Source organism: Burkholderia contaminans (genome assembly GCF_029633825.1).
Classification (GTDB): Bacteria; Pseudomonadota; Gammaproteobacteria; order Burkholderiales; family Burkholderiaceae; genus Burkholderia; species Burkholderia contaminans.
In genome coordinates this window covers 2,377,851-2,396,736 of record NZ_CP090640.1, presented here as the reverse complement: position 1 = coordinate 2,396,736, position 18,886 = coordinate 2,377,851, and the positions used below count along the sequence as shown (strand labels likewise).

Here is an 18,886-nt window from a genome sequence, read left to right as displayed (position 1 = left end):
ACCGGCAAGCGGCGGCAGAGGGACAAAAAAACGCGCGCAACCGTTTCGGCTGCGCACGCTCGGCATTATGGCATCAAGGATTCGAAAGCATCGTCGGACCTGTCTGAAAGGAACCCGAATGATGTTTCCGCGCGACATTTCCCGGCCGGCGGGCGGGTGAAATCGGGGGCCGGATACGCGACACGCATGCGTTGCCGGGATGTCGATCCGACCCGCCATCCACGCCCTCCGTCGCAACCGGGTCAGCCATCGGCCGAACGGCCAGTCCTGCACGCCGGCCAGCGCTTCCCCCTTATCGTGACGGTCGGCTCACGCACCTCATGCGCCGGACGACCTTCCTTCGACACCCGCACTATCTATACAAAATTTTGTATAATCCAGCCATTCTCCCGCCGAAACCTGTTGTTTTCGTCGGCAGCGCGCTCGCGGATCTTCGCGGCTTTCCGCTGCCTGCGCGACGCGAAGCCGGCCACCAGATCGACCAGGTACAACGCGGGTTCGCGCCCGACGACTGGAAGCCGATGCGTACCGTCGGTGTCGGCGTGCGGGAAATTCGCCTGCGCGATGCGAGCGGCGCGTTCCGGATCATTTACGTCGCGACATTCGCCGACGCCGTCTACGTGCTGCACTGCTTCCGGAAGCAAGCGGCGCGCACGACCCGGGCCGATATCGAACTGGCCGCCCGGCGCTATCGCGCGCTGACGATGGAGAGGAAACGATGACCAACGACCGTTATTCAAGCGTCTGGGACGCACTCGAGGGCCAGCCGGCCGAAGCCGAGAACATGAAGCTGCGATCCGGGCTGATGATCGCGCTCAAGCAGCGCATCGCGCAGCTCGAGCTCAGTCAGGCCCAGGCCGCGAAACAGCTGGGCGTCACGCAGCCGCGCGTCTCCGACCTGATGCGCGGCAAGATCAACCTGTTCGGGCTCGACGCCCTCGTGAACATGGCGGCGGCCGTCGGCCTGCGCGTCGACCTCCAGGTGCGCGAATCCGCGTGACGCATCACGTGCGATGCCGCGATGCCCGATGCATCGCGGCACGCGCATGCGCCGCCACCGCCCGCCACGCACCGCACCGCTCACGATCCGCCGAACCAGTTGTACCCCTGGTCGACCCAGTAGCCGCCCGGAAACGTATCGGTCACGAAGATCTCCATGATGTGTTTCGGATTCTTGTAGCCGAGCTTGGTCGGCATCCGCAGCTTCATCGGGAAGCCGAACTCCGGCGGCAACCGCTGGCCGTCGTAGTCGAACGCGAGCAGCGTCTGCGGATGCAGCGCGGTCGGCATGTCGATGCTCTCGTAGTAATCGTCGGCGCACTTGAAGCCGACGTACTTCGCCCGCGTATCGGCGCCGGCGCGGGCGAGAAACGCACCGAACGGCGTACCGCCCCAGCGGCCGATCGCGCTCCACCCTTCCACGCAGATATGCCGCGTGATCTGTTCCGCGTGCGGCAGCGCATACAGTTCGTCGAGCGTCCACACGCGCTTGCCCGTCACGCGGCCGGACAGCACGAGCCGGTACGTCGACGCATCGACGTGCGGCACGTCGTCGATCCCGTAGTACGCGTTGAACGGGAACGGTCGCGTAATGTCGGCTTCGGTGTAGGTCGGCGCGAGCCGCTCGCCGCTGAACAGCCAGGCCTGCACGCGGTCGTTCATGCGCGACACCGTTTCGAGGAACGTGTTGACCGACGCGTCGTCCTTCAGCGTGCAGCCGGTCAGCATCGTCAAGCCGCCGAGCGTCAGCACGCGCCGGTTGAACAGCCGCCGCGACGGCATCTCGAGCTCGCGGCGCACGTCGAGTTCGAGCGACTTCCGGTCGAGCGTCCAGCGCGAACCGTCGCGCTTGTTTTCGGATTCCGACATGATGATTTCCTTCACCCGAGGTTGACGGGTCAGCGTCCGCGCAGCATCGCGAGCAGCGAGCGCGGCACCAGCAGCGCCATCGCGACGTGAACGACGACGAATGCGACGAGCAGCGACATCGCCCAGAAGTGCACGACACGCGCGTTGTCGTAGCCGCCGAACAATTCGCGCAGCAGCGGGAATTGCACGGATTTCCAGATCGTGAGCCCGGAGAGCACCAGCACGACGAGATCGACGATCGCGGTCAGGTAGGCGGCACGCTGTACCGCGTTGTAGACGCTCAGGTCGGCGTGCGACAGCCGCCCGCCCAGCGCGGCACGGACATCGCGCCAGATCGACGCCGGCGTGACGGGCAGCATCTTGCGCGCGAGGCGCCCCGTCGCAATCGACATCGTCAGATAGAACAGCCCGTTGAAGACGAGCAGCCACATCGCCGCGAAATGCCATTGCAGCGCGCCGCCGAGCCAGCCGCCGATCGTGATCCCGTGCGGGAACGTGAACGGCGGATAGATCGGCGACGCGTCGTAGATGCGCCAGCCGGACAGCACCATCAGGATCGCCGCGAGCGCGTTGAGCCAGTGGCTCGCGCGCACCCACAGCGGATGGATCGGGCGCGCGGGCGGCGTGGCGGCCGCGCGGCCGGTGGCGGGAACGGTTTGCATGATGAAGACTCCCGGTATGAGTCGACGGGACGGGACGCGATGCGGGCGGCCGTCGTGCGACGCACGCGCCGGCCGCGCCGCGTCCGCCTTTCGTCAGTTCGACGGCGCCATCTTGTCGCCCGACGGCTTGCCCATCTCGTCGTGCGACATCGCGTCCTTCTTCATCGCGTCTTTCTTCATCGCATGCTTCTTCATGCCGTCCTTCTTCATCGCGTCATGGCCCATTGCATCCTTGGCCATCGCGTCGTGACCCATCGCGTCCTTCGACATCGACGAACCCGGCTGCGACATCGCATCGTTCTGTGCATGGGCGCCCGTGGCGATCGTGGCGAAAGCGGCGACGCAAGCGGCAATCAGTACTTTTTTCATGACATCTCTCCAAAACAACATGGGTTTAAGGAGCCGAATAGACGGACGACGTCGCGGGAAATGACAGCCGCTGCGAAATTTTTTTTGAAGTTGCGCGAAAGCGCGTCATGCTGCACCGCTTCGCCGTGGCCGGCCATGCCGGGAGGCCATGCGGCGGCGACGCGCGCTGCCATTTCGACGGGCCACCGTACCGCCCGTCATGCTGCGGCCGCACCGGGACAGCCGATCCTCTGCCGGTTGAAACCGCCGCCAAGCCAGTGTATCGTGTGCCCTGCTAACGCGGGGGTCCTGCAATGCGCCCGGTCAAACAACCGGCATTGCGGGTGAGAAATACCCTTTGAACCTGATCTGGATAATGCCAGCGCAGGGAAGCGTACGGAATTCGCCGCCATCCTTCTGACGAAATCCGCCGCCTCACCAAGCCTCGTCTCCTGCTTAGCTCGAGCCCCACATACGTCAAGGGCTCCGGGCAAGCGCCGAAGCGCCTGTCCGGCGCTCACACAGGAGATTGCATGAACGCCAATCCGAAGTTTCTGTCCGCCGACGCTCATGTCGATGCCGCGGCCGTCGCCCCGCTGCCCAATTCGCGAAAGGTCTATGTAACCGGCTCGCAGCCCGACATCCGCGTGCCGATGCGTGAAATCACGCAGGCCGACACGCCGACCGGCTTCGGCGGCGAGAAGAATCCGCCGATCTACGTGTACGACACGTCGGGCCCCTACACCGATCCGGACGCGAAGATCGACATCCGCGCGGGCCTGGCCCCGCTGCGCCAAGGCTGGATCGTGGCACGCGGCGACACCGAAGTGCTCGGCGGCCTGTCGAGCCAGTACGGCCTCGAGCGCGCGGCCGACCCGGCCACCGCCGACCTGCGGTTCCCGGGCCTGCACCGCAATCCGCGCCGTGCCCGGGCCGGCAAGAACGTCACGCAGATGCACTATGCGCGCCAGGGGATCATCACGCCGGAAATGGAATACATCGCGATCCGCGAGAACCAGCGCCGCGCCGAGTACCTCGAGAGCCTGAAGGCGAGCGGCCCGAACGGCGCGAAGCTCGCCGCGATGATGGGCCGCCAGCACCCGGGCCAGGCGTTCGGCGCAGCGGCATTCGGCGCGAACGCGCCGGCCGAGATCACGCCGGAATTCGTGCGCTCGGAAGTGGCGTGCGGCCGCGCGATCATCCCCGCGAACATCAATCACCCGGAATCCGAGCCGATGATCATCGGCCGCAACTTCCTCGTGAAGATCAACGCGAACATCGGCAACTCGGCCGTCACATCGTCGATCGGCGAGGAAGTCGACAAGATGACGTGGGCGATCCGCTGGGGCGGCGACACGGTGATGGACCTGTCGACCGGCAAGCACATCCATGAAACGCGCGAGTGGATCATCCGCAACAGCCCGGTGCCGATCGGCACGGTGCCGATCTACCAGGCGCTGGAAAAGGTCAACGGCAAGGCCGAAGACCTCACGTGGGAAATCTTCCGCGACACGCTGATCGAACAGGCCGAGCAAGGCGTCGACTACTTCACGATCCACGCGGGCGTGCGCCTGCAATACGTGCCGCTCACCGCGAACCGGATGACGGGCATCGTGTCGCGCGGCGGCTCGATCATGGCGAAGTGGTGCCTCGCGCACCACAAGGAAAGCTTCCTGTACGAACACTTCGAAGAGATCTGCGAGATCATGAAGGCATACGACGTGAGCTTCTCGCTCGGCGACGGCCTGCGCCCCGGCTCGATCTACGACGCGAACGACGAAGCGCAGCTCGGCGAGCTGAAGACGCTCGGCGAGCTCACGCAGATCGCATGGAAGCACGACGTGCAGGTGATGATCGAAGGCCCCGGCCACGTGCCGATGCAGCTGATCAAGGAGAACATGGATCTCCAGCTCGACTGGTGCAAGGAAGCGCCGTTCTACACGCTCGGGCCGCTGACCACCGACATCGCACCGGGCTACGACCACATCACGTCCGGCATCGGCGCCGCGATGATCGGCTGGTTCGGCACCGCGATGCTCTGCTACGTGACGCCGAAGGAGCACCTGGGCCTGCCGAACAAGGACGACGTGAAGGAAGGCATCATCACGTACAAGCTCGCCGCGCACGCCGCCGATCTCGCGAAGGGCCACCCGGGCGCGCAGGTGCGCGACAACGCGCTGTCGAAGGCGCGCTTCGAGTTCCGCTGGGAAGACCAGTTCAACATCGGCCTCGATCCGGACAAGGCACGCGAATTCCACGACGAAACGCTGCCGAAGGATTCCGCGAAAGTCGCGCACTTCTGCTCGATGTGCGGCCCGCACTTCTGCTCGATGAAGATCACGCAGGACGTGCGCGAGTTCGCGGCGCAGCAGGGCGTGTCGGAAACCGAAGCGCTGAAGAAAGGGATGGAAGTGAAGGCGGTCGAGTTCGTCAAGACCGGCGCCGAAATCTATCATCGTCAGTAAGCGAACGCGCGGTCCGGCGAGGGCTGCCGCACCGCCTCGCCAGGCACGAAGCCCGCTTTCGAGCGGGCTTTTTTGCGCATGTCGCGTGCCTGCCGCCGCACCGGAAAACCACCCGAAACAATTCATTACGAAACCGCGCGAGCCTTAACAAGTGCTTACAGCAGCGTCGGAGGACGGCGCGTAGATTGGGTTCATGCGCGGCCGCCGGCCGGTCGCGCGTCCTCTGTTCACAACCGCAAGGACAACGATCATGAATTCGATACGGCGTATTGGGATATGCACGCTGCTCGTCGCGACCGTGGCCAGCCTCTCGGCCTGTGACTCGATGTCGAGACGCCAGCGCGACACGGCAATCGGTGCGGGCGTCGGCGGCGTCGCCGGCGCGGCAATCGGCGGCAGTGCGCTGTCGACGCTGGGCGGCGCAGCGGCGGGCGGCATCATCGGTAACCAGGTCGGCAAGTAAGCGGCGCAACGCGCCGCGACGGTCAGCCAGACGGCGTTTCCGCGATGCGGAAGCGCCGTTTTCGCATGCGGCGCCGCAACGTGACGGGCAGCCTGCCGCGGAAATGATCCGTTACCGTTTTGCACACCGTGTCATCGGCGCGCGGCCTAAGCTTAAGCATCTGCCGATTGCCGGCTCCGCCGGAGAGACATCATGAACAGGACCCTCGTCGCTGCGGCGCTCGCCTGCGTGACGCTCGCCGGCTGCTACTACCCGTACGGCTATTATCCCGGCGGTTATTACACGGCGGCTCCGGTGCAGCCGGCTCCCGTCTACGTCGATCCGGGCCCGGCCTATTACTATCCGGCACCGGCCTATGCACCTGCGTGGGGCGGCTATTGGGGACCGGCGGTTTCGCTCAACTTCGGCTTCGGCGGACGCGGCGGCTGGCGCCATCACTGATCGGGCAAGACCGCCGGCGGGCGGCCGCCCCACGCCGCCCACCGGCGACATTCCCGTTTCTTGTCATTTCATCGAAACGTGAAACGACGGCACGGTAACGCGGTGTAAGATTCTCCGCATCCCGTCCCTGCCCTTCACGATCGATGTCACCCAAGAACGCCCTGCTGCTGACCGTGCTCGCTGCCCTGTGGGGTGCGTCGTTCCTGTTCATCCGGATCGGCGTCGTCGATCTCGGCGTCGCGCCGCTGATGGCGTTGCGGGTGGGCATCGGCGCGCTGTTTCTCGGCGGCTTCGCGCTCACGCGCTTCAAACCCGCCGATCTCGGCGCCCGGCTGCGCCGTCATGCGTGGCCGCTGTTCGTCGTCGGCGCGCTGAACTCGGGCATCCCGTTCTGCCTGTTCGCATTCGCCGAACTGACGCTGTCGGCCGGCGTGACGTCGGTGATCAACGCGACGACACCGCTCTGGGGCGCGCTCGTGGCCTACCTGTGGCTGAAGGACAAGCTGTCGCTGCCGCGCGCGCTCGGCCTCGTGATCGGCTTTGCCGGCGTACTCACGCTCGTGTGGAACCAGATCGCGAATGCGCACGGCGAGGCGGGCGCCGCCGCGACCGCGCTCGCCGCCGCGGCAGCCCTCGGCGCGACGCTGCTGTACGGCATCGCGGCCAACTACACGAAGCGCAAGTTGACCGGCGTCGATCCGCTCGTCAACGCGACCGGCAGCATGATCGGCTCGACCGTCCTGCTGCTGCCGTTCGCGATCGCCACCTGGCCGGCCGCGCCGGTCAGCGCGCACGCGTGGGCCTCGGTGCTCGCCCTGGGCGTCGCCTGCACGGGCATCGCATATTTCATCTTCTTCCACCTGATCGCACACATCGGCCCCGCGCGAGCGATTACCGTGACGTTCGTGATCCCCGTGTTCGGTCTGCTGTGGGGCGCGCTGTTCCTCGGCGAACACGTGTCGGCCGTGATGATCGAAGGCTGCGCGATCGTGCTCGTCGGCACCGCGCTCGCGACCGGCGTGATCAAGCGGATTCCGGGGATCCGGCCGCGCAGCGGCGAAGCGACCTGACGATACATTCGGGTGCACGCGCCGCCGTTCGTTCCGGCCGTCATGCCTGACGACCGGGCGCCGATCGTTCATCGCCGCGCCGCGGATGGTGCCGCAGCGCGGCCGGCATTCCGCTGACGGCGACCGTCGCTCGCCATGTGCCGGCTGTCGGGATTTCCCGCCTCGCCGCGCGCCTGCCATGCTGACGGATTGTCATGTGCGGCGGCGACGCCCGACGCTACGCGGCGATCTTGCGCGGCGCGCATGCGGGCAGCGCCGGCCGCAGTCGCATTCCCGCGTGCGTCTGGAGTTTCCCTGATACGCGAGCGGCCGCATTCCCGTTACACTCCAGACACTTACCCGCAGAAGGCGGTCTCGATGCCCCACGTCCTTTCGCGTCCGCCGGCGCGTGCGACTGCTTCGGCGTGGCGGCGCGCTGCCGTTGCGCCGCTCATTCCCGGGCATCGTTGACATGAAGCCCGCCCGCGACCTCTCGCTCGACTCCCTGCTCGAACGCCTCACGCCGACACCCGGCGGCTGGGTCGCCACCTATCGCACCACGACATTGCGCAGCGTGTTCCAGCCCGTGCTGTCGATCACGCACAAGCGGGTCGTCGGTTACGAGGCGCTGCTGCGCGTCGTCGATTCGAACGGCGCAATGATCTCGCCCGCCGCGCTGTTCGACAGGACGCGCGCCGACGCCGACGCGCTGCTGCTCGACCGGCTCGCGCGCTGCCTGCATACGGCCAACTTCGTCGCGCAGGGTATCGGCGACGGCTGGCTTTTCCTGAACGTCACGCCGCGCGTGCTCGACTCGGGCCTCGTGCAGCGCGAATTCGTCGAGGCGCTGTGCCGGCATTTCTCGCTGCCGCCGAACCGCATCGTGCTGGAAGTCGTCGAACAGCCTGCACGCGACGAAGCCGCGCTCGCGCGCACGATCGACATGATCCAGCATCGCGACTTCCTGATCGCGATCGACGACTTCGGCACGGGATTCTCGAACTTCGACCGCGTGTGGCGCACGCGACCCGACATCGTCAAGCTCGATCGCTCGCTCGTCGTACGCTCGACCGGTTCGGCCGAGGACCGCCGCATCATGCATCACCTCGTGTCGATGCTGCATCAGGCCGGTGCGATGGTGCTCGCCGAGGGTGTCGAGAGCGACGACTCGCTGCAGGCGCTGATGGAAGCCGACATCGATTTCGTGCAGGGTTTCCAGTTCGGCCAGCCCGATGCATCGATCGCGCATGCCAGCGCGGCAGCGCCCGCGATGCTCGACGCCGCGTGGCGGCGCTTCATCGCACGCCGGCACACGCCGGTCGCCGCCGAGCAGCCCGGCTTCGACGCGATCGAGCGGCTCGTGCTGTCCGGCGCGGCGGCGTTTTCCGCGAGCGGCAACCTGCAGGACGCCGCGCAACGCGTGTTCGCGGTACCGGCCGCGCGCCGCGTGTTCGTCACCGACGAAACCGGCGAGCAGTTCCTGCCGTCGATCGGCGCGCGCACCGACGACGGCCAGGCGGGCGTCACCCGCCTTTCACCGCTCTTCCCCGAAACCCACAGCAACTGGTCGCGGCGCCCATATTTCCAGCGCGCGATCGCCGCGCCCGGACGCGTCGCGCTGATGGGCCCGCACTTCTCGCTGACGGAAGGCCGCGACTGCTATACGGCCGCCGTCGCGATCCACGCGCTGAGCCGGCTGGTCGTGTTCTGCGTCGACTTCGTGCTCGACAGCGCCGGGACCGTGATGCGCTAGCCGGCACGACGGCGGACGACCGGCTACCGCACCCGTCGTTCGTCCGCTCATCCGTTCGTCAGTCGATCACCTTCCCTCTCCCCGACTTCACCACGCTGCGGCGCGACTTGTGCTCGAGCCGCCGCTCCTTCGACGCACGCGTCGGCCGCGTGGCGACCCGCGCGCGCGGCGTGAACGCAACGCCGCTGATCAACGCATCGAGTCGCGCCAGCGCGGCTTCGCGGTTCTTCTCCTGGGTGCGATATTCCTGCGACTTGATCACGACGATGCCGTCGCGCGTGATGCGCTGGTCGGACAGCGCGAGGAGCCGCTCCTTGATGACGGGCGGCAACGACGACGCGCGGATATCGAAGCGCAGGTGGATCGCGCTCGACACCTTGTTCACGTTCTGCCCGCCCGCGCCCTGCGCGCGCACGGCCGTCCATTCGACTTCGGCCGGATCGAGCGTATAGCGGATCATCATCGCGAAGCCTCCGTGCGACGCCGTGCAAGCGCCTCGTCGACGCGTGCCGCGAGCCCCGAATCGCGCTGCGTACGCGTCGCGACCGCCTGCGCCAGCACGCGCCGCGGCCCGATCACCTGCACGCGCGTGCGGGCACGCGTGACGGCCGTATAGACGAGTTCGCGCGTGAGCACGCGGCCGAACGACGCCGGCAGCACGAGCGCGGCTTCGTCGAATTCCGAGCCCTGCGATTTGTGGACGGTCAGCGCGAACGCGGTTTCGTGCGGTGGCAGCGCGGCCGGCGACACCGCGCGCGCGGTGCCGTCCGCACGCCTGAACCACACGCGCAGCACGCCTTGCGCGTCGGGCAGCGCGATGCCGATATCGCCGTTGAACAGCCCGAGCGCATAGTCGTTGCGCGTCACCATGATCGGCCGCCCCGTGAACCAGTGCGCGCCGACCGCCAGCGGCACCCGCGCCGCGTGGCGCACGTGCGCGGCCACGAGCGCATTGACGTGCTCCGCGCCGCGCAAGCCGCTGCGGGTTGCGCACAGGATCCGGAACCGGTTGAGCGCGTCGAACAGCGGCAGCGGATCGGGCACCGGCGCGGCCAGCGTGTCGCGCAACGCGTCGAGGTAAGCACCGAAGCGGCGCGCGAGCCGCTCGACCGTCGACGACGCGAGCGACTCGCCCGCATCGTCGTGGAATGACGCGGCGGCCGAATCGTCGGCGGGCAGCGCGTCGAGCGCGGCCTGCACGTCGCCGCTGCGGATCGCGAGCGACAGCCGCCCGATCGGCGAATCGAGACCGAAGCGGTAATTGCGCTCGAGCCAGACCACGCAGTCGGCGAGCGGTGCGGGTGCGGGCGCGGCGGGCGTGGCTGGCGCGGCGGCCGGTTCGCCGGGCAGTAGCGACGTGACCGATGCAAGCGCCGCGTCGCCCGCGTCGAACGGCGGCAGCTCGACGGCGTCGAGCCACGCAAGTTCGTCGACCTCGATCCACGCGGGGGCCTCGCCTGCCGCGCCGGCCTCGCCCGGCTCACCGGTTTCGGTCGGCACCGGACCTGCGACCGGCGGCGGCGCGACGCTGGTCGGCGAAACTTCGTCCTCCTGCGGTTCGTCGTCGAAGAGCGATGCCTGTCGCTCATCGACTTTCCGGCGCGACGCAGGTTTGGGCGTAGCGGCCGCGGCCGGCGCCGGCGCCCGGGCCACGGCGCTCGCCGGATGCGCGACGTGAATCGCTGCGGTCGCGGCTTCGTCCTGCACCGGCAACGCCGCGACGAATGCCGCCTCGTCGATGCCGAGCGCCTGCGCGATGCGCGTGCGCGCCGCGGCGGTAAACGCCGGCCGCGCGCTCAACTCTGCAAACACGGCGCCCGCCTCGACCGCGGCCAGTTGGTCCTTGTCGCCGAGCAGCACGAGCCGCGCACCCGGCGCGAGCGCATCGAGCAGATGCGCGGCGAGCGCAACGTCGATCATCGACGCCTCGTCGACGACGATCAGGTCGTACGGCAGCGGATTGTCTCGGTGATGCCGGAAGCCGGCCGCCCCGCCGCCGCCCAGCAGCCGGTGCAGCGTGAACGACGTCTCCGGCAGGCGCGCCGCGAGTTCGGGCGGCAGGTCGCCGGCCCGTGCGTGCAGTGCTTCCTGCATCCGCTGCGCGGCCTTGCCGGTCGGCGCGGCCAGCGCGACGCGCAGCCCCGGATGCGCGTCGAGCAGACAGGCCAGCACGCCGACGACGGTCGTCGTCTTGCCCGTGCCCGGGCCACCGCTGACGATCGTCACGCGGCCCGTCAGCGCGACGATCGCCGCGACGCGCTGCCAGTCGACTTCGCCGGTTGCCGGCCCGAAGTAACGCGCGAGGCTGTCGCGCAACCGGTCGGGCGCGAGACCTTCGTCCGGCGCGGCCACACCGGCCTGCGCGACGAGCGCATCGGCAAGCCGCCGTTCGTAGTCGAAATAGCGCGACAGGTACAGGTGGTCGTGGCGGTCGACGATCAGCGGCCGCTCGTCGCCGCGTGCGAGCGTGCGGAATGCGACCACGCCGCTCGCGGCGAGCGCCGAGCGGACTTCGTCGAGCGGTGCTTCGTAGCGCTGCGCGAGCGCGCCGAGCGCGACGCATACGTGGCCGCCCGCGGTCGCGCGACTCGTCGCGAACGCGGCGCGCGCCGCCCACCGCGCGGCCGCGGCCGGCGCACCGGCGCGACGAGCCAGATCGCCGATGCGGCGCGCGAACCCTTCCGCGAGTGCAATGCCGAAATCGGCGGGTTCGGGCAGCCGCGCGACGAGGCCGCCGGTAAATTCGAGCGTGTCGTCCTGCACGTTCATGTTCATGCGCGGCCCCCTTCCATCATCCGGTCGAGTGCGTCGACGAGCGCGCGCTCGGGCCGCCGCGCATGCACGCCGGCCGGTTCGCCGCCGCTGCGCCAGCCGGGGCGCACGCCACGCACGAACAGGTACAGGTAGCCCGCGACATGCGTGTCGTAGTCGTAGTTGGGCAGCCGCCCGCGCAGGTAGCGATGCAGTGCGACCGTATAGAGCAGCGCCTGCAGGTGATACGCGTGATCGGCCATCGCGACGTCGAGCGCGCGCGGGCCATAGGCGTCCGGCGTCGTGCCGAGATGGTTCGACTTCCAGTCGACGATCCAGAAGCGGCCGTCGTGTTCGACGATCATGTCGATGAAACCCTTGATGAAACCGGCGAGCATGCCCGCCTCCAGTGCAACGTCCGGATAGCCGTGCGCGACCAGCAGCCGGCGCAGCGCCATCAGGTCGAGCGCGGGCGCCGGGAACAGGAAACCCATTTCGTCGAGCCGCTTCGCGGGATCGAGATCGGCGAGCCGCATGCCCGGCACGAGCTCGGTATGCACGACATCGTCGACCAGTTGCACCATCATTGCCGGCAGGCGCGCGGCCAGCTCGGGCACGGCCTCGACCGGCCGGTCGTGCAGCGCGCCGAGCGCGGCCCTGGGCCACGACTCGGGCTCGGTGAAGCGGCTGAGCTCGAACAGGCGGTGCAGGCACTCGCCGGCCGCCGCGCCGCGCGGGAACACGAGGATATCGTCGTCCGGCGGCTCGGGCGCGACCGTATCGGCCAATAGCCATTCGCCATCCGGCACCACCGCGGCAAGCGCATCGTGATCGGGCCGCAGCTCGTCATCCGGCACGGCCGCGACGCCCGCCTCCTCGCGCGCCATCGACGCGGTCAGCGAACTGAAGCTGGCCATCCGCCACGCATCGCGCAGCACGCGCGTCGCATGGCGCGCCGCGAGGGTCTGCGATGCGTCGTGCCCGGCCGCGAGACGCTCGGGGCGCGCGGGCGCCGGCAGCGGCGCGACGCTCACGGGGCCACCCGCGAGCGCCTGCCACGCTGCATCGAGCACCGCTTCGTCGGGCGGCTCGTCGAGCCATGCATCGAACGACTGGCCCGCGCCTGCGACGAGCCAGTTGAGCACGCTGCGTCGTGATTCACGCGTCGAGCGCGACGACAGGTACGGCCCGGCGACGACGTAGCAGCGATAGACCGCGCGCGTGAGCGCCACGTAGACGAGCCGCGCGCGTTCCGCCGCCTGCTCGCGCAGCGCCTGCCGCGCCGCATGCTCGGCTGCCTCGTCGTCGCACCCGTAATGCAGCACCGCGTCGCCCGCGTCGTCGTGATACTCGCGCGCATCGGGCAACGCGGACGCGGGCGGCTCGCGCAACCCGCCGTCGTTCAGGAACGGACAGAACACGATCGCGTATTCGAGGCCTTTCGACTTGTGCACGGTGACGATCTGCACGAGGTTGCGATCGGATTCGAGCCGCAGCTGCGCTTCCTCGCCGCCGCCGTCGAGCCGTTGCGCGGCGAGCCAGCGCAGCGTCGGCGCGATGCCCGGCTGCGCGGACGCGCGAGCCTGCGTCAGTTCGGCCAGATGGTTGATGTCGGTCACGCGGCGTTCGCCGTCCGCGCCGGCCATCAGGCGCTCGGCAATCCTCAGTTCACGGGTGAACGTGCGCCACATCACCGCGAAGCCGCGTTCGCGCCACAACAGCCGATAGCGCGAGAAGCGCTCGACCCAGCTCATCGCGTCGGCGCTGTCCGCCGCCGATGCTTGCCGTTGCGGGTCGCCGTCGCCCTGCTCCATCCGCCACAGCGCGCCGGCGTCGAGCCCGAACCAGTCGGATGCGAGCGCCGCGCGCAAGCGCCGCAGGTCGCCCGGTGCATCGATCGCCGCCAGCACGCGTTCGAGCTGCTCGGCGTCGCCGGTCGAGAACACCGAGGCCTGCGCCAGTTCGACGCTGCCGATGCCCCACGTGGCCAGCACGCGCTTCACGAGACTGCCCTGCCGGTGCGTCTGCACGAGCACCGCGATGTCACCCGGCGACAGCGGCGACTCGCCGAGCCGCACGCGCCCTTCGCGCGCGCCGCGCATCAGCCGTGCGATCTCGGCGGCACAGGCCTGCGCGGCCTGGGCCTGCGCATCACGCTTGAGCAACGTGCCTTCGCCTCCCGGCAACGCCCATACCCGGAAGTCGCCTGCCGGGCCCGGATCGGTTGCGTCGACGAACGGCGCGCGCACGCGCGTGCCCGCGCGCACCGCGTAATAGTCGAGCCCGTCGAGCACGAACGCGCGCGGATTCGACATGAAGAAGCGGTTGCACGCATCGACGATCGCGGGCGTCGAACGCTGGTTGACCGCGAGCGTGTAGCACGCGCTCGCCCGTGCGCGCGCGGCAAGATAGGTATGCAGATCGGCCGCGCGGAAGCTGTAGATCGCCTGCTTCGGATCGCCGACCAGAAACAGCGGGCCGCCCGGTGCGAAGATCCGGTCGAAGATCGCGAACTGCAGCGGGTCGGTATCCTGGAACTCGTCGATCAACGCGGCCGGATAGCGCGCGCGCAGCGTCTCGGCAAGCCACGGATGCGCATGCAACGCGTGGTACAGGTTCGCGAGCAGATCGTCGAACGAGACGACGCGCCGCGTGCGCTTGCGCTCGGCCAGCTCGCCCGGCGCCATGTCGAGCCATTCGGCGATCAGCGCGAGCCAGCGTGCGCGCTGCGCGGCCTCGGCCGCCGCCACGGCCGCTTCGAGCGCGTCGGCCACGTCGAAGAATGCATGCTCGGGCGTCGCGCCGCCTTTTTTCGTCGCCTTCACGAGCGCGGTGCGCGTGAGCTTCAGCGCGGCCTTCGGCAGCGCAGCCGTCGCGTCGCCCTGCGCGAAATGCGCGGCCCACGCGGCCAGTGCATCGGCCACGGCTTCGGGCTTGTGCGAACGCTGATTGAGCGCGGGCTGCGCGGCGCGCAGCAACGCATCGATCGCTTCGCGCTCGTCCGCCCACATCCGCCCGGCCTCGGCAAAGCACTCGGCCGCCGCCGCCTCGGCCGATTCGTCCGGCTCGGTCACGCCGTCCCAGCGCAGCGCGGCGAGCGGCTTCTTCAGCCGCCGCGCGAGCTGCGCATCGAGCGCGGCCGGGCCGGCGCCCGATTCGACGAGCCAGGTCGCGAAGCCCGGCCAGCGCGCGGCCGCCGGTTCGACCCGTGTGCGCCAGAAATCCGCTGCGAGCTCGAAGCGCAGCGACGCATCGTCGGCCTCCATGTCGAACGCGAACGGCATCGCCGCCGCGAACGGCGCTTCCTGCAGCGCGCGCTGGCAGAACGCGTGGATCGTATGGATCGCGGCCTGGTCGAATGCGCGCAGCGCGCGCCGGATCCGCTTCGCGGCCGTTTCGGGATCGAGCGCACCGTCTTCGCCGAGCGTGGTTTCGAGCAGACGCTCGATGAACGGATCACCACCGTCGTCACCCGTGTCGAGCGCATGCGCGAGCTGCGCGAGCCGGCCGCGAATCCGCTCGTGCAGCTCGGCGGTCGCCGCTTTCGTGAAGGTCACGACGAGGATTTCGTCCGCGCCGAGATCCTTTTCCAGCAGCAGGCGCACATACAGCGCGCAGATGTTCCAGGTCTTGCCGGTGCCGGCCGACGCCTCGATCTGGTTGACGCCGTCGAGCGGGCACGCGAACACGTCGAGTTCGAGCGCCTGCTGCGGCTGCGACACGGCGCTCATGCGACCTCCTTCAGATGCTCGACGAGCGGATCGAACACGAGGTGCGCGAGCGTGCCGAACGGCTCGTCGAGCGATGCATGCGCACCGCGCCACGCGATCGCGATGGCAGGATCGTCGGCTTCGCTCACGACCCGTTCGTTGATCCAGACGCTGGCGGCCTTCGCCTCGCCGTCGGACACCCTCGCCCACGCGCTGCGCGGGAAAAACCGCAGCGGCATGCGCCGCCCCGCGCGAAATAGCGCGGCCAGCGGCGCGAGCTGCTCGAGCGGCGCCGCGACGGGCGTCAGCTCGAATGCGCCGCCGCTGCCGAACCACAGCGTGCGGCGCGGGCCGCCGGGCTCCACCGCGCAGTAGACGAGATGGGCGAGCCACGCGGACAAGTAGTCGCGCGCACTCGGCCGTGCATAGCGATAGATGATCTGCCCGGCCGGCGTAAGCCGGTTCAGCGTGCCGTGCAGGTCGAGCGGCGCGCTCACCGCGTCGGCCGACAACCGCGCGTCGTCGGCGCCGAACAGCGCTTGTTCAGTGTCCGGCCAGGCCGGCACGACGGTGAGCGTGAACGGCCGCCGCTCCATGCCGTCGGCCAGCGCGCGGCGCACGTTCGACGCCAGCTGCGTCATCGAACCGAGCGCCTGGTCGCGCCATACGGCGCCTGTCGCACCGCCCGGCAGTTCGGGGCTCGCGTCCGCAATGCGTAGCGCGTGATCGTGCACGCCGCCCTCGTCCGACTCGATCAGTAACGGCAGCACGCGCTCGGCGAGCGCATCGCTGCCGGCGAAGTCGAGCGCGAACGGCTCGGTGTCGAGCAGCTCGGCCTGCGCGTCGGCGAGCACGATGCCGAGCCGCGCGCGCAGCAGCGCACGTGCGGGATGGCGCCAGAAGCGTTCGAATTCGCTGAATGCGACCGGCTCGACCGGTTCGGCCGGCAGCGGCTGCGCGAAGAACGGCAGCTCGCGCGGCCCGTCGCGCGACGCCTCGGCGGCCAGCAGCGACGCGAGCGTCGCACGCTCGGCGTCGAAGGAAACGAGTTCGCTGCCGGGCTGGAAATACGCGGCCGCGAACGGTTGCAGCGGATGCTCGACGACGAATGCGCGCCGCGCGGCATCGACCGCGTCCGGCGCCGCGTCGGGCCCTGCCGTGACGAGCGCGAGATGGTCGAGCAGCTCGTCGACGAGTGCCGCGGGCGGCAACGGCGCGTTGTCGCGAATGCTGCGGCCCGTGTAGGCGATCATCAACCGGTCGCGCGCGGCGAGCAGCAGGTCGAGAAAGAGGTTGCGCTCGTCGTCGCGGCGCTGGCGGTCGCCGAGCTTCGGCAATACGGCCATCAGATCGAATTCGTCCGCGCGCGCGAGGCTCGGCAGCACGCCATCGTCCATCCCGAGCAGGCAGACGACGCGATACGGCAGGCCGCGCAGGCTCGTCAGCGACGAGAACGTGACACCGCCCCACGGCACGCCGCCGCGCGCCGGGTCGTCGAGCGCGGCGGCCAACCCCGCCCGGACGACGGCCGCCGGCAACGCTTCATCGGGCGCGCCCTCCGTCATCGCGGCCAGCATCGCGTCGAGCGCGTCGCGCACGCCCGCGAGCGCGTCCGCGTACGCAGCGCCCGAATCGAAGAAACGTGCGAGCGTATCGGCGAACAGTTCGCTCCAGCCTTGCGGCGTATGCGATTCGGCCAGCCGCCGCGCGAAGCCGTCGAGATCGTCGGTGAAGCGCGCGAGCCGGCCGAGCAGTTCGGCCTCGCTGCCGGTGGCCGCCTCGATCGGCAGCCACGCGCCGACCGGCGCCGCGCCCTCCGGCATCGCGTAACCGAGAAAGAGCCGCGCGAGCGCATCGGAGAACGTATGGCGCGGCGACGGCACCGCCGCGTCGTCGCTCGCGCGCGGCGACAGCCCGCGCCGCGCGCCGGCGGCCGCGAGCCGGTCTGCACCGTCTCCAGCGCCGCCGCATCGATGCCGTAGCGCGCCGCCACCGCGTCGACGCGCAACCATTCGACCAGTTCCGGCGCGCCGACCTGCCGCTCCGGCAACGCGAGCCAGTCGAGCAGCACGCGCGCGACCGGGTTCGCCTGCGACGGCGGCAGGCCGGTGATCCGGTAAGGCACACGCGAGCCGCCGGCGCCGGCCGTGCCGAACACCGCGTCGATCAGCGGCCCGGCCGCGGCGAGATCGGCCACGGCGACGAGCACGTCGGACGGCTGCAGGCTCGCGTCGGCATCGAACCATGCGAGCAGCCGGTCGTGCAGCACCTCGAGCTGGCGCGCGAGGCTGTGGCACACGTGCACTTCGATCCCGCGCTCGGCCGGCGTGTCGCCGGTTTCCGCCTCCGGCCGCAGTTCGAGGATCGCGTTCTGCACGCGCGCGAGCCACGTCGGCGCGGGATTCTCGACGAAACGCGACGCGTCGCCCGACGCGGCGCTTTCGGTCAGTTCGTGCAGCATGTGCAGCTGCGCCTGGGTCTGCCTGCCCCATTCGGCGAGCAGCGGATGGCCGACTTCCTGGTAGTCGAGCCGCCCGGCCGCATCGAGCGCCTCGGCATGCGCGGCGGTCACGATGTCGAACCAGAATTCGCGGCACGGGTTCAGCGCATAGACGCGCACGTCGATCCAGCGCGACAGCTCGCGCAGCAACGCGACGTGCAGCGGCGGCATCGTCGGCAGCGCGAACACGCTGACCGATTCCGGCCAATCCGCACGCGCGATGGTTTCGGGATCGAGATGGCGCGCCTCGACGAGGAAACGGTGCGCCGGCGGCGTGCCGCTGTCGCTCAGCTCCGCGAGCAGCGCGCGCCACAGCGCGGCCTGCCAGCGCTCGTCGTCGCGCGCGGCGTCGCTGACCCCGCGCGGCGCGCCGTCGCCCGCGAGCACGGACTCGCCGGCCTGCCATGCGGCCAGCCATTCGGGGCGATAGGTCAGGTAATGATCGAGCACGGCCGCCACGCGGTGTGCCAGCTCGTAGCGCATCGCATCGTCGGACGCGGACAGGTAGGCGGCCAGCCGCGGCGATGCGAGCCACGGCGCCCCGTCGTTCGCCTGTGCAAACAGCCGGTAGCAGCGCCACACGAGGCGGTCGGGTGCGAACGGCGAACGCTTGGGGACCTCCATCACGTGGCCGATCTGCGCCCACAGCCATTGCGCGAGATAGGTGAACTCGACGTTCGCACACACGCCGTTGCGCGCGGCGATGTCGAGCTCGAGACGGCGGCGCAGCGCCGCACTCGGCACGATGACCTGTTGCGGCGCCCACGGGCCATTGCGGGCCGGGAACGCGGCCAGATCCTCGAGCAGCGCATCGGCCAGCGTTTCGTGACGGTTCGAATAGAAGAGATGGAGCATGAAGCGGGCGTCGGAACCTC

General features: G+C 69.4%; 13 protein-coding genes, 1 pseudogene and 1 riboswitch. Of the genes and pseudogenes, 7 read left to right on the top strand and 7 right to left on the bottom strand.

Going from position 1 to position 18,886, the window contains the following annotated elements; translation table 11 throughout:
• Positions 1–368 precede the first annotated feature (368 nt).
• Positions 369–722, top strand: coding sequence for a type II toxin-antitoxin system RelE/ParE family toxin (locus tag LXE91_RS11165; RefSeq protein ID WP_039352308.1), 354 nt, complete (start codon positions 369–371; stop codon positions 720–722).
• On the top strand, positions 719–1,000 hold the full coding sequence (locus LXE91_RS11160; protein ID WP_039352305.1) for a helix-turn-helix domain-containing protein: 282 nt from the start codon (positions 719–721) through the stop codon (positions 998–1,000). Before LXE91_RS11165 ends, LXE91_RS11160 begins: the two co-directional genes overlap by 4 nt.
• Positions 1,001–1,080: 80 nt before the next feature.
• On the opposite strand, the gene LXE91_RS11155 is transcribed toward LXE91_RS11160, so the two are convergent.
• The 3 genes from LXE91_RS11155 to LXE91_RS11145 all read right to left on the bottom strand — a co-directional run bounded on the left by LXE91_RS11155 (position 1,081) and on the right by LXE91_RS11145 (position 2,900).
• On the bottom strand, positions 1,081–1,869 hold the full coding sequence (locus LXE91_RS11155; RefSeq protein WP_039352302.1) for a molybdopterin-dependent oxidoreductase: 789 nt from the start codon (positions 1,867–1,869) through the stop codon (positions 1,081–1,083).
• A gap of 29 nt (positions 1,870–1,898) precedes the next feature.
• Entirely contained in the window at positions 1,899–2,531 is a 633-nt protein-coding gene (locus tag LXE91_RS11150; RefSeq protein ID WP_039352299.1) for a cytochrome b/b6 domain-containing protein, read from the bottom strand.
• A gap of 93 nt (positions 2,532–2,624) precedes the next feature.
• The gene (locus tag LXE91_RS11145; RefSeq protein WP_039352296.1) at positions 2,625–2,900 is read right to left on the bottom strand and encodes a pentapeptide MXKDX repeat protein; all 276 of its coding nucleotides are present in this window, start codon (positions 2,898–2,900) and stop codon (positions 2,625–2,627) included.
• A gap of 271 nt (positions 2,901–3,171) precedes the next feature.
• Positions 3,172–3,288, top strand: a riboswitch (TPP riboswitch).
• Positions 3,289–3,412: 124 nt separating this feature from the next.
• On the opposite strand from LXE91_RS11145, the gene thiC reads away from it, so the two are divergent.
• From thiC to LXE91_RS11120, 5 genes are all read left to right on the top strand, one after another.
• On the top strand, positions 3,413–5,344 hold the full coding sequence (gene thiC, locus LXE91_RS11140; protein WP_039352294.1) for a phosphomethylpyrimidine synthase ThiC: 1,932 nt from the start codon (positions 3,413–3,415) through the stop codon (positions 5,342–5,344).
• A gap of 250 nt (positions 5,345–5,594) precedes the next feature.
• Complete coding sequence (locus tag LXE91_RS11135; protein WP_039352291.1) at positions 5,595–5,807, top strand: glycine zipper 2TM domain-containing protein; 213 nt, start codon at positions 5,595–5,597, stop codon at positions 5,805–5,807.
• Between the two features lie 192 nt (positions 5,808–5,999).
• On the top strand, positions 6,000–6,248 hold the full coding sequence (locus LXE91_RS11130) for a hypothetical protein (protein WP_039352288.1): 249 nt from the start codon (positions 6,000–6,002) through the stop codon (positions 6,246–6,248).
• Between the two features lie 143 nt (positions 6,249–6,391).
• Entirely contained in the window at positions 6,392–7,318 is a 927-nt protein-coding gene (locus tag LXE91_RS11125; protein ID WP_039352285.1) for a DMT family transporter, read from the top strand.
• A gap of 451 nt (positions 7,319–7,769) precedes the next feature.
• The gene (locus tag LXE91_RS11120) at positions 7,770–9,050 is read left to right on the top strand and encodes a sensor domain-containing phosphodiesterase (protein ID WP_039352495.1); all 1,281 of its coding nucleotides are present in this window, start codon (positions 7,770–7,772) and stop codon (positions 9,048–9,050) included.
• Between the two features lie 58 nt (positions 9,051–9,108).
• On the opposite strand, the gene arfB is transcribed toward LXE91_RS11120, so the two are convergent.
• The 4 genes and pseudogenes from arfB to recC all read right to left on the bottom strand — a co-directional run bounded on the left by arfB (position 9,109) and on the right by recC (position 18,866).
• Entirely contained in the window at positions 9,109–9,513 is a 405-nt protein-coding gene (gene arfB, locus LXE91_RS11115; RefSeq protein WP_039352282.1) for an alternative ribosome rescue aminoacyl-tRNA hydrolase ArfB, read from the bottom strand.
• A complete protein-coding gene (locus tag LXE91_RS11110; RefSeq protein WP_039352494.1) occupies positions 9,510–11,819 on the bottom strand; it encodes an AAA family ATPase in 2,310 nt (769 codons plus the stop codon). Before LXE91_RS11110 ends, arfB begins: the two co-directional genes overlap by 4 nt.
• A gap of 2 nt (positions 11,820–11,821) precedes the next feature.
• Positions 11,822–15,532 carry an exodeoxyribonuclease V subunit beta gene (gene recB / locus LXE91_RS11105; RefSeq protein ID WP_039352279.1) on the bottom strand — a complete coding sequence of 1,237 codons (3,711 nt, stop codon included), beginning with the start codon at positions 15,530–15,532 and terminating at the stop codon, positions 11,822–11,824.
• A pseudogene (gene recC / locus LXE91_RS11100) lies at positions 15,529–18,866 on the bottom strand (exodeoxyribonuclease V subunit gamma). The gene recB and the pseudogene recC overlap by 4 nt, the downstream one beginning before the upstream one ends.
• Positions 18,867–18,886 lie beyond the last annotated feature (20 nt).

Bases quoted from the DNA above. Each gene is read 5' to 3' on its own strand.
- thiC (WP_039352294.1), top strand. From the start codon at position 3,413: ATGAACGCCAATCCGAAGTTTCTGTCCGCCGACGCTCATGTCGATGCC.
- LXE91_RS11110 (WP_039352494.1), bottom strand. From the start codon at position 11,819: ATGAACGTGCAGGACGACACGCTCGAATTTACCGGCGGCCTCGTCGCG.
- arfB (WP_039352282.1), bottom strand. From the start codon at position 9,513: ATGATGATCCGCTATACGCTCGATCCGGCCGAAGTCGAATGGACGGCC.
- recB (WP_039352279.1), bottom strand. From the start codon at position 15,532: ATGAGCGCCGTGTCGCAGCCGCAGCAGGCGCTCGAACTCGACGTGTTC.
- LXE91_RS11125 (WP_039352285.1), top strand. From the start codon at position 6,392: ATGTCACCCAAGAACGCCCTGCTGCTGACCGTGCTCGCTGCCCTGTGG.
- LXE91_RS11130 (WP_039352288.1), top strand. From the start codon at position 6,000: ATGAACAGGACCCTCGTCGCTGCGGCGCTCGCCTGCGTGACGCTCGCC.
- LXE91_RS11120 (WP_039352495.1), top strand. From the start codon at position 7,770: ATGAAGCCCGCCCGCGACCTCTCGCTCGACTCCCTGCTCGAACGCCTC.
- LXE91_RS11145 (WP_039352296.1), bottom strand. From the start codon at position 2,900: ATGAAAAAAGTACTGATTGCCGCTTGCGTCGCCGCTTTCGCCACGATC.
- LXE91_RS11155 (WP_039352302.1), bottom strand. From the start codon at position 1,869: ATGTCGGAATCCGAAAACAAGCGCGACGGTTCGCGCTGGACGCTCGAC.
- LXE91_RS11150 (WP_039352299.1), bottom strand. From the start codon at position 2,531: ATGCAAACCGTTCCCGCCACCGGCCGCGCGGCCGCCACGCCGCCCGCG.
- LXE91_RS11160 (WP_039352305.1), top strand. From the start codon at position 719: ATGACCAACGACCGTTATTCAAGCGTCTGGGACGCACTCGAGGGCCAG.
- LXE91_RS11135 (WP_039352291.1), top strand. From the start codon at position 5,595: ATGAATTCGATACGGCGTATTGGGATATGCACGCTGCTCGTCGCGACC.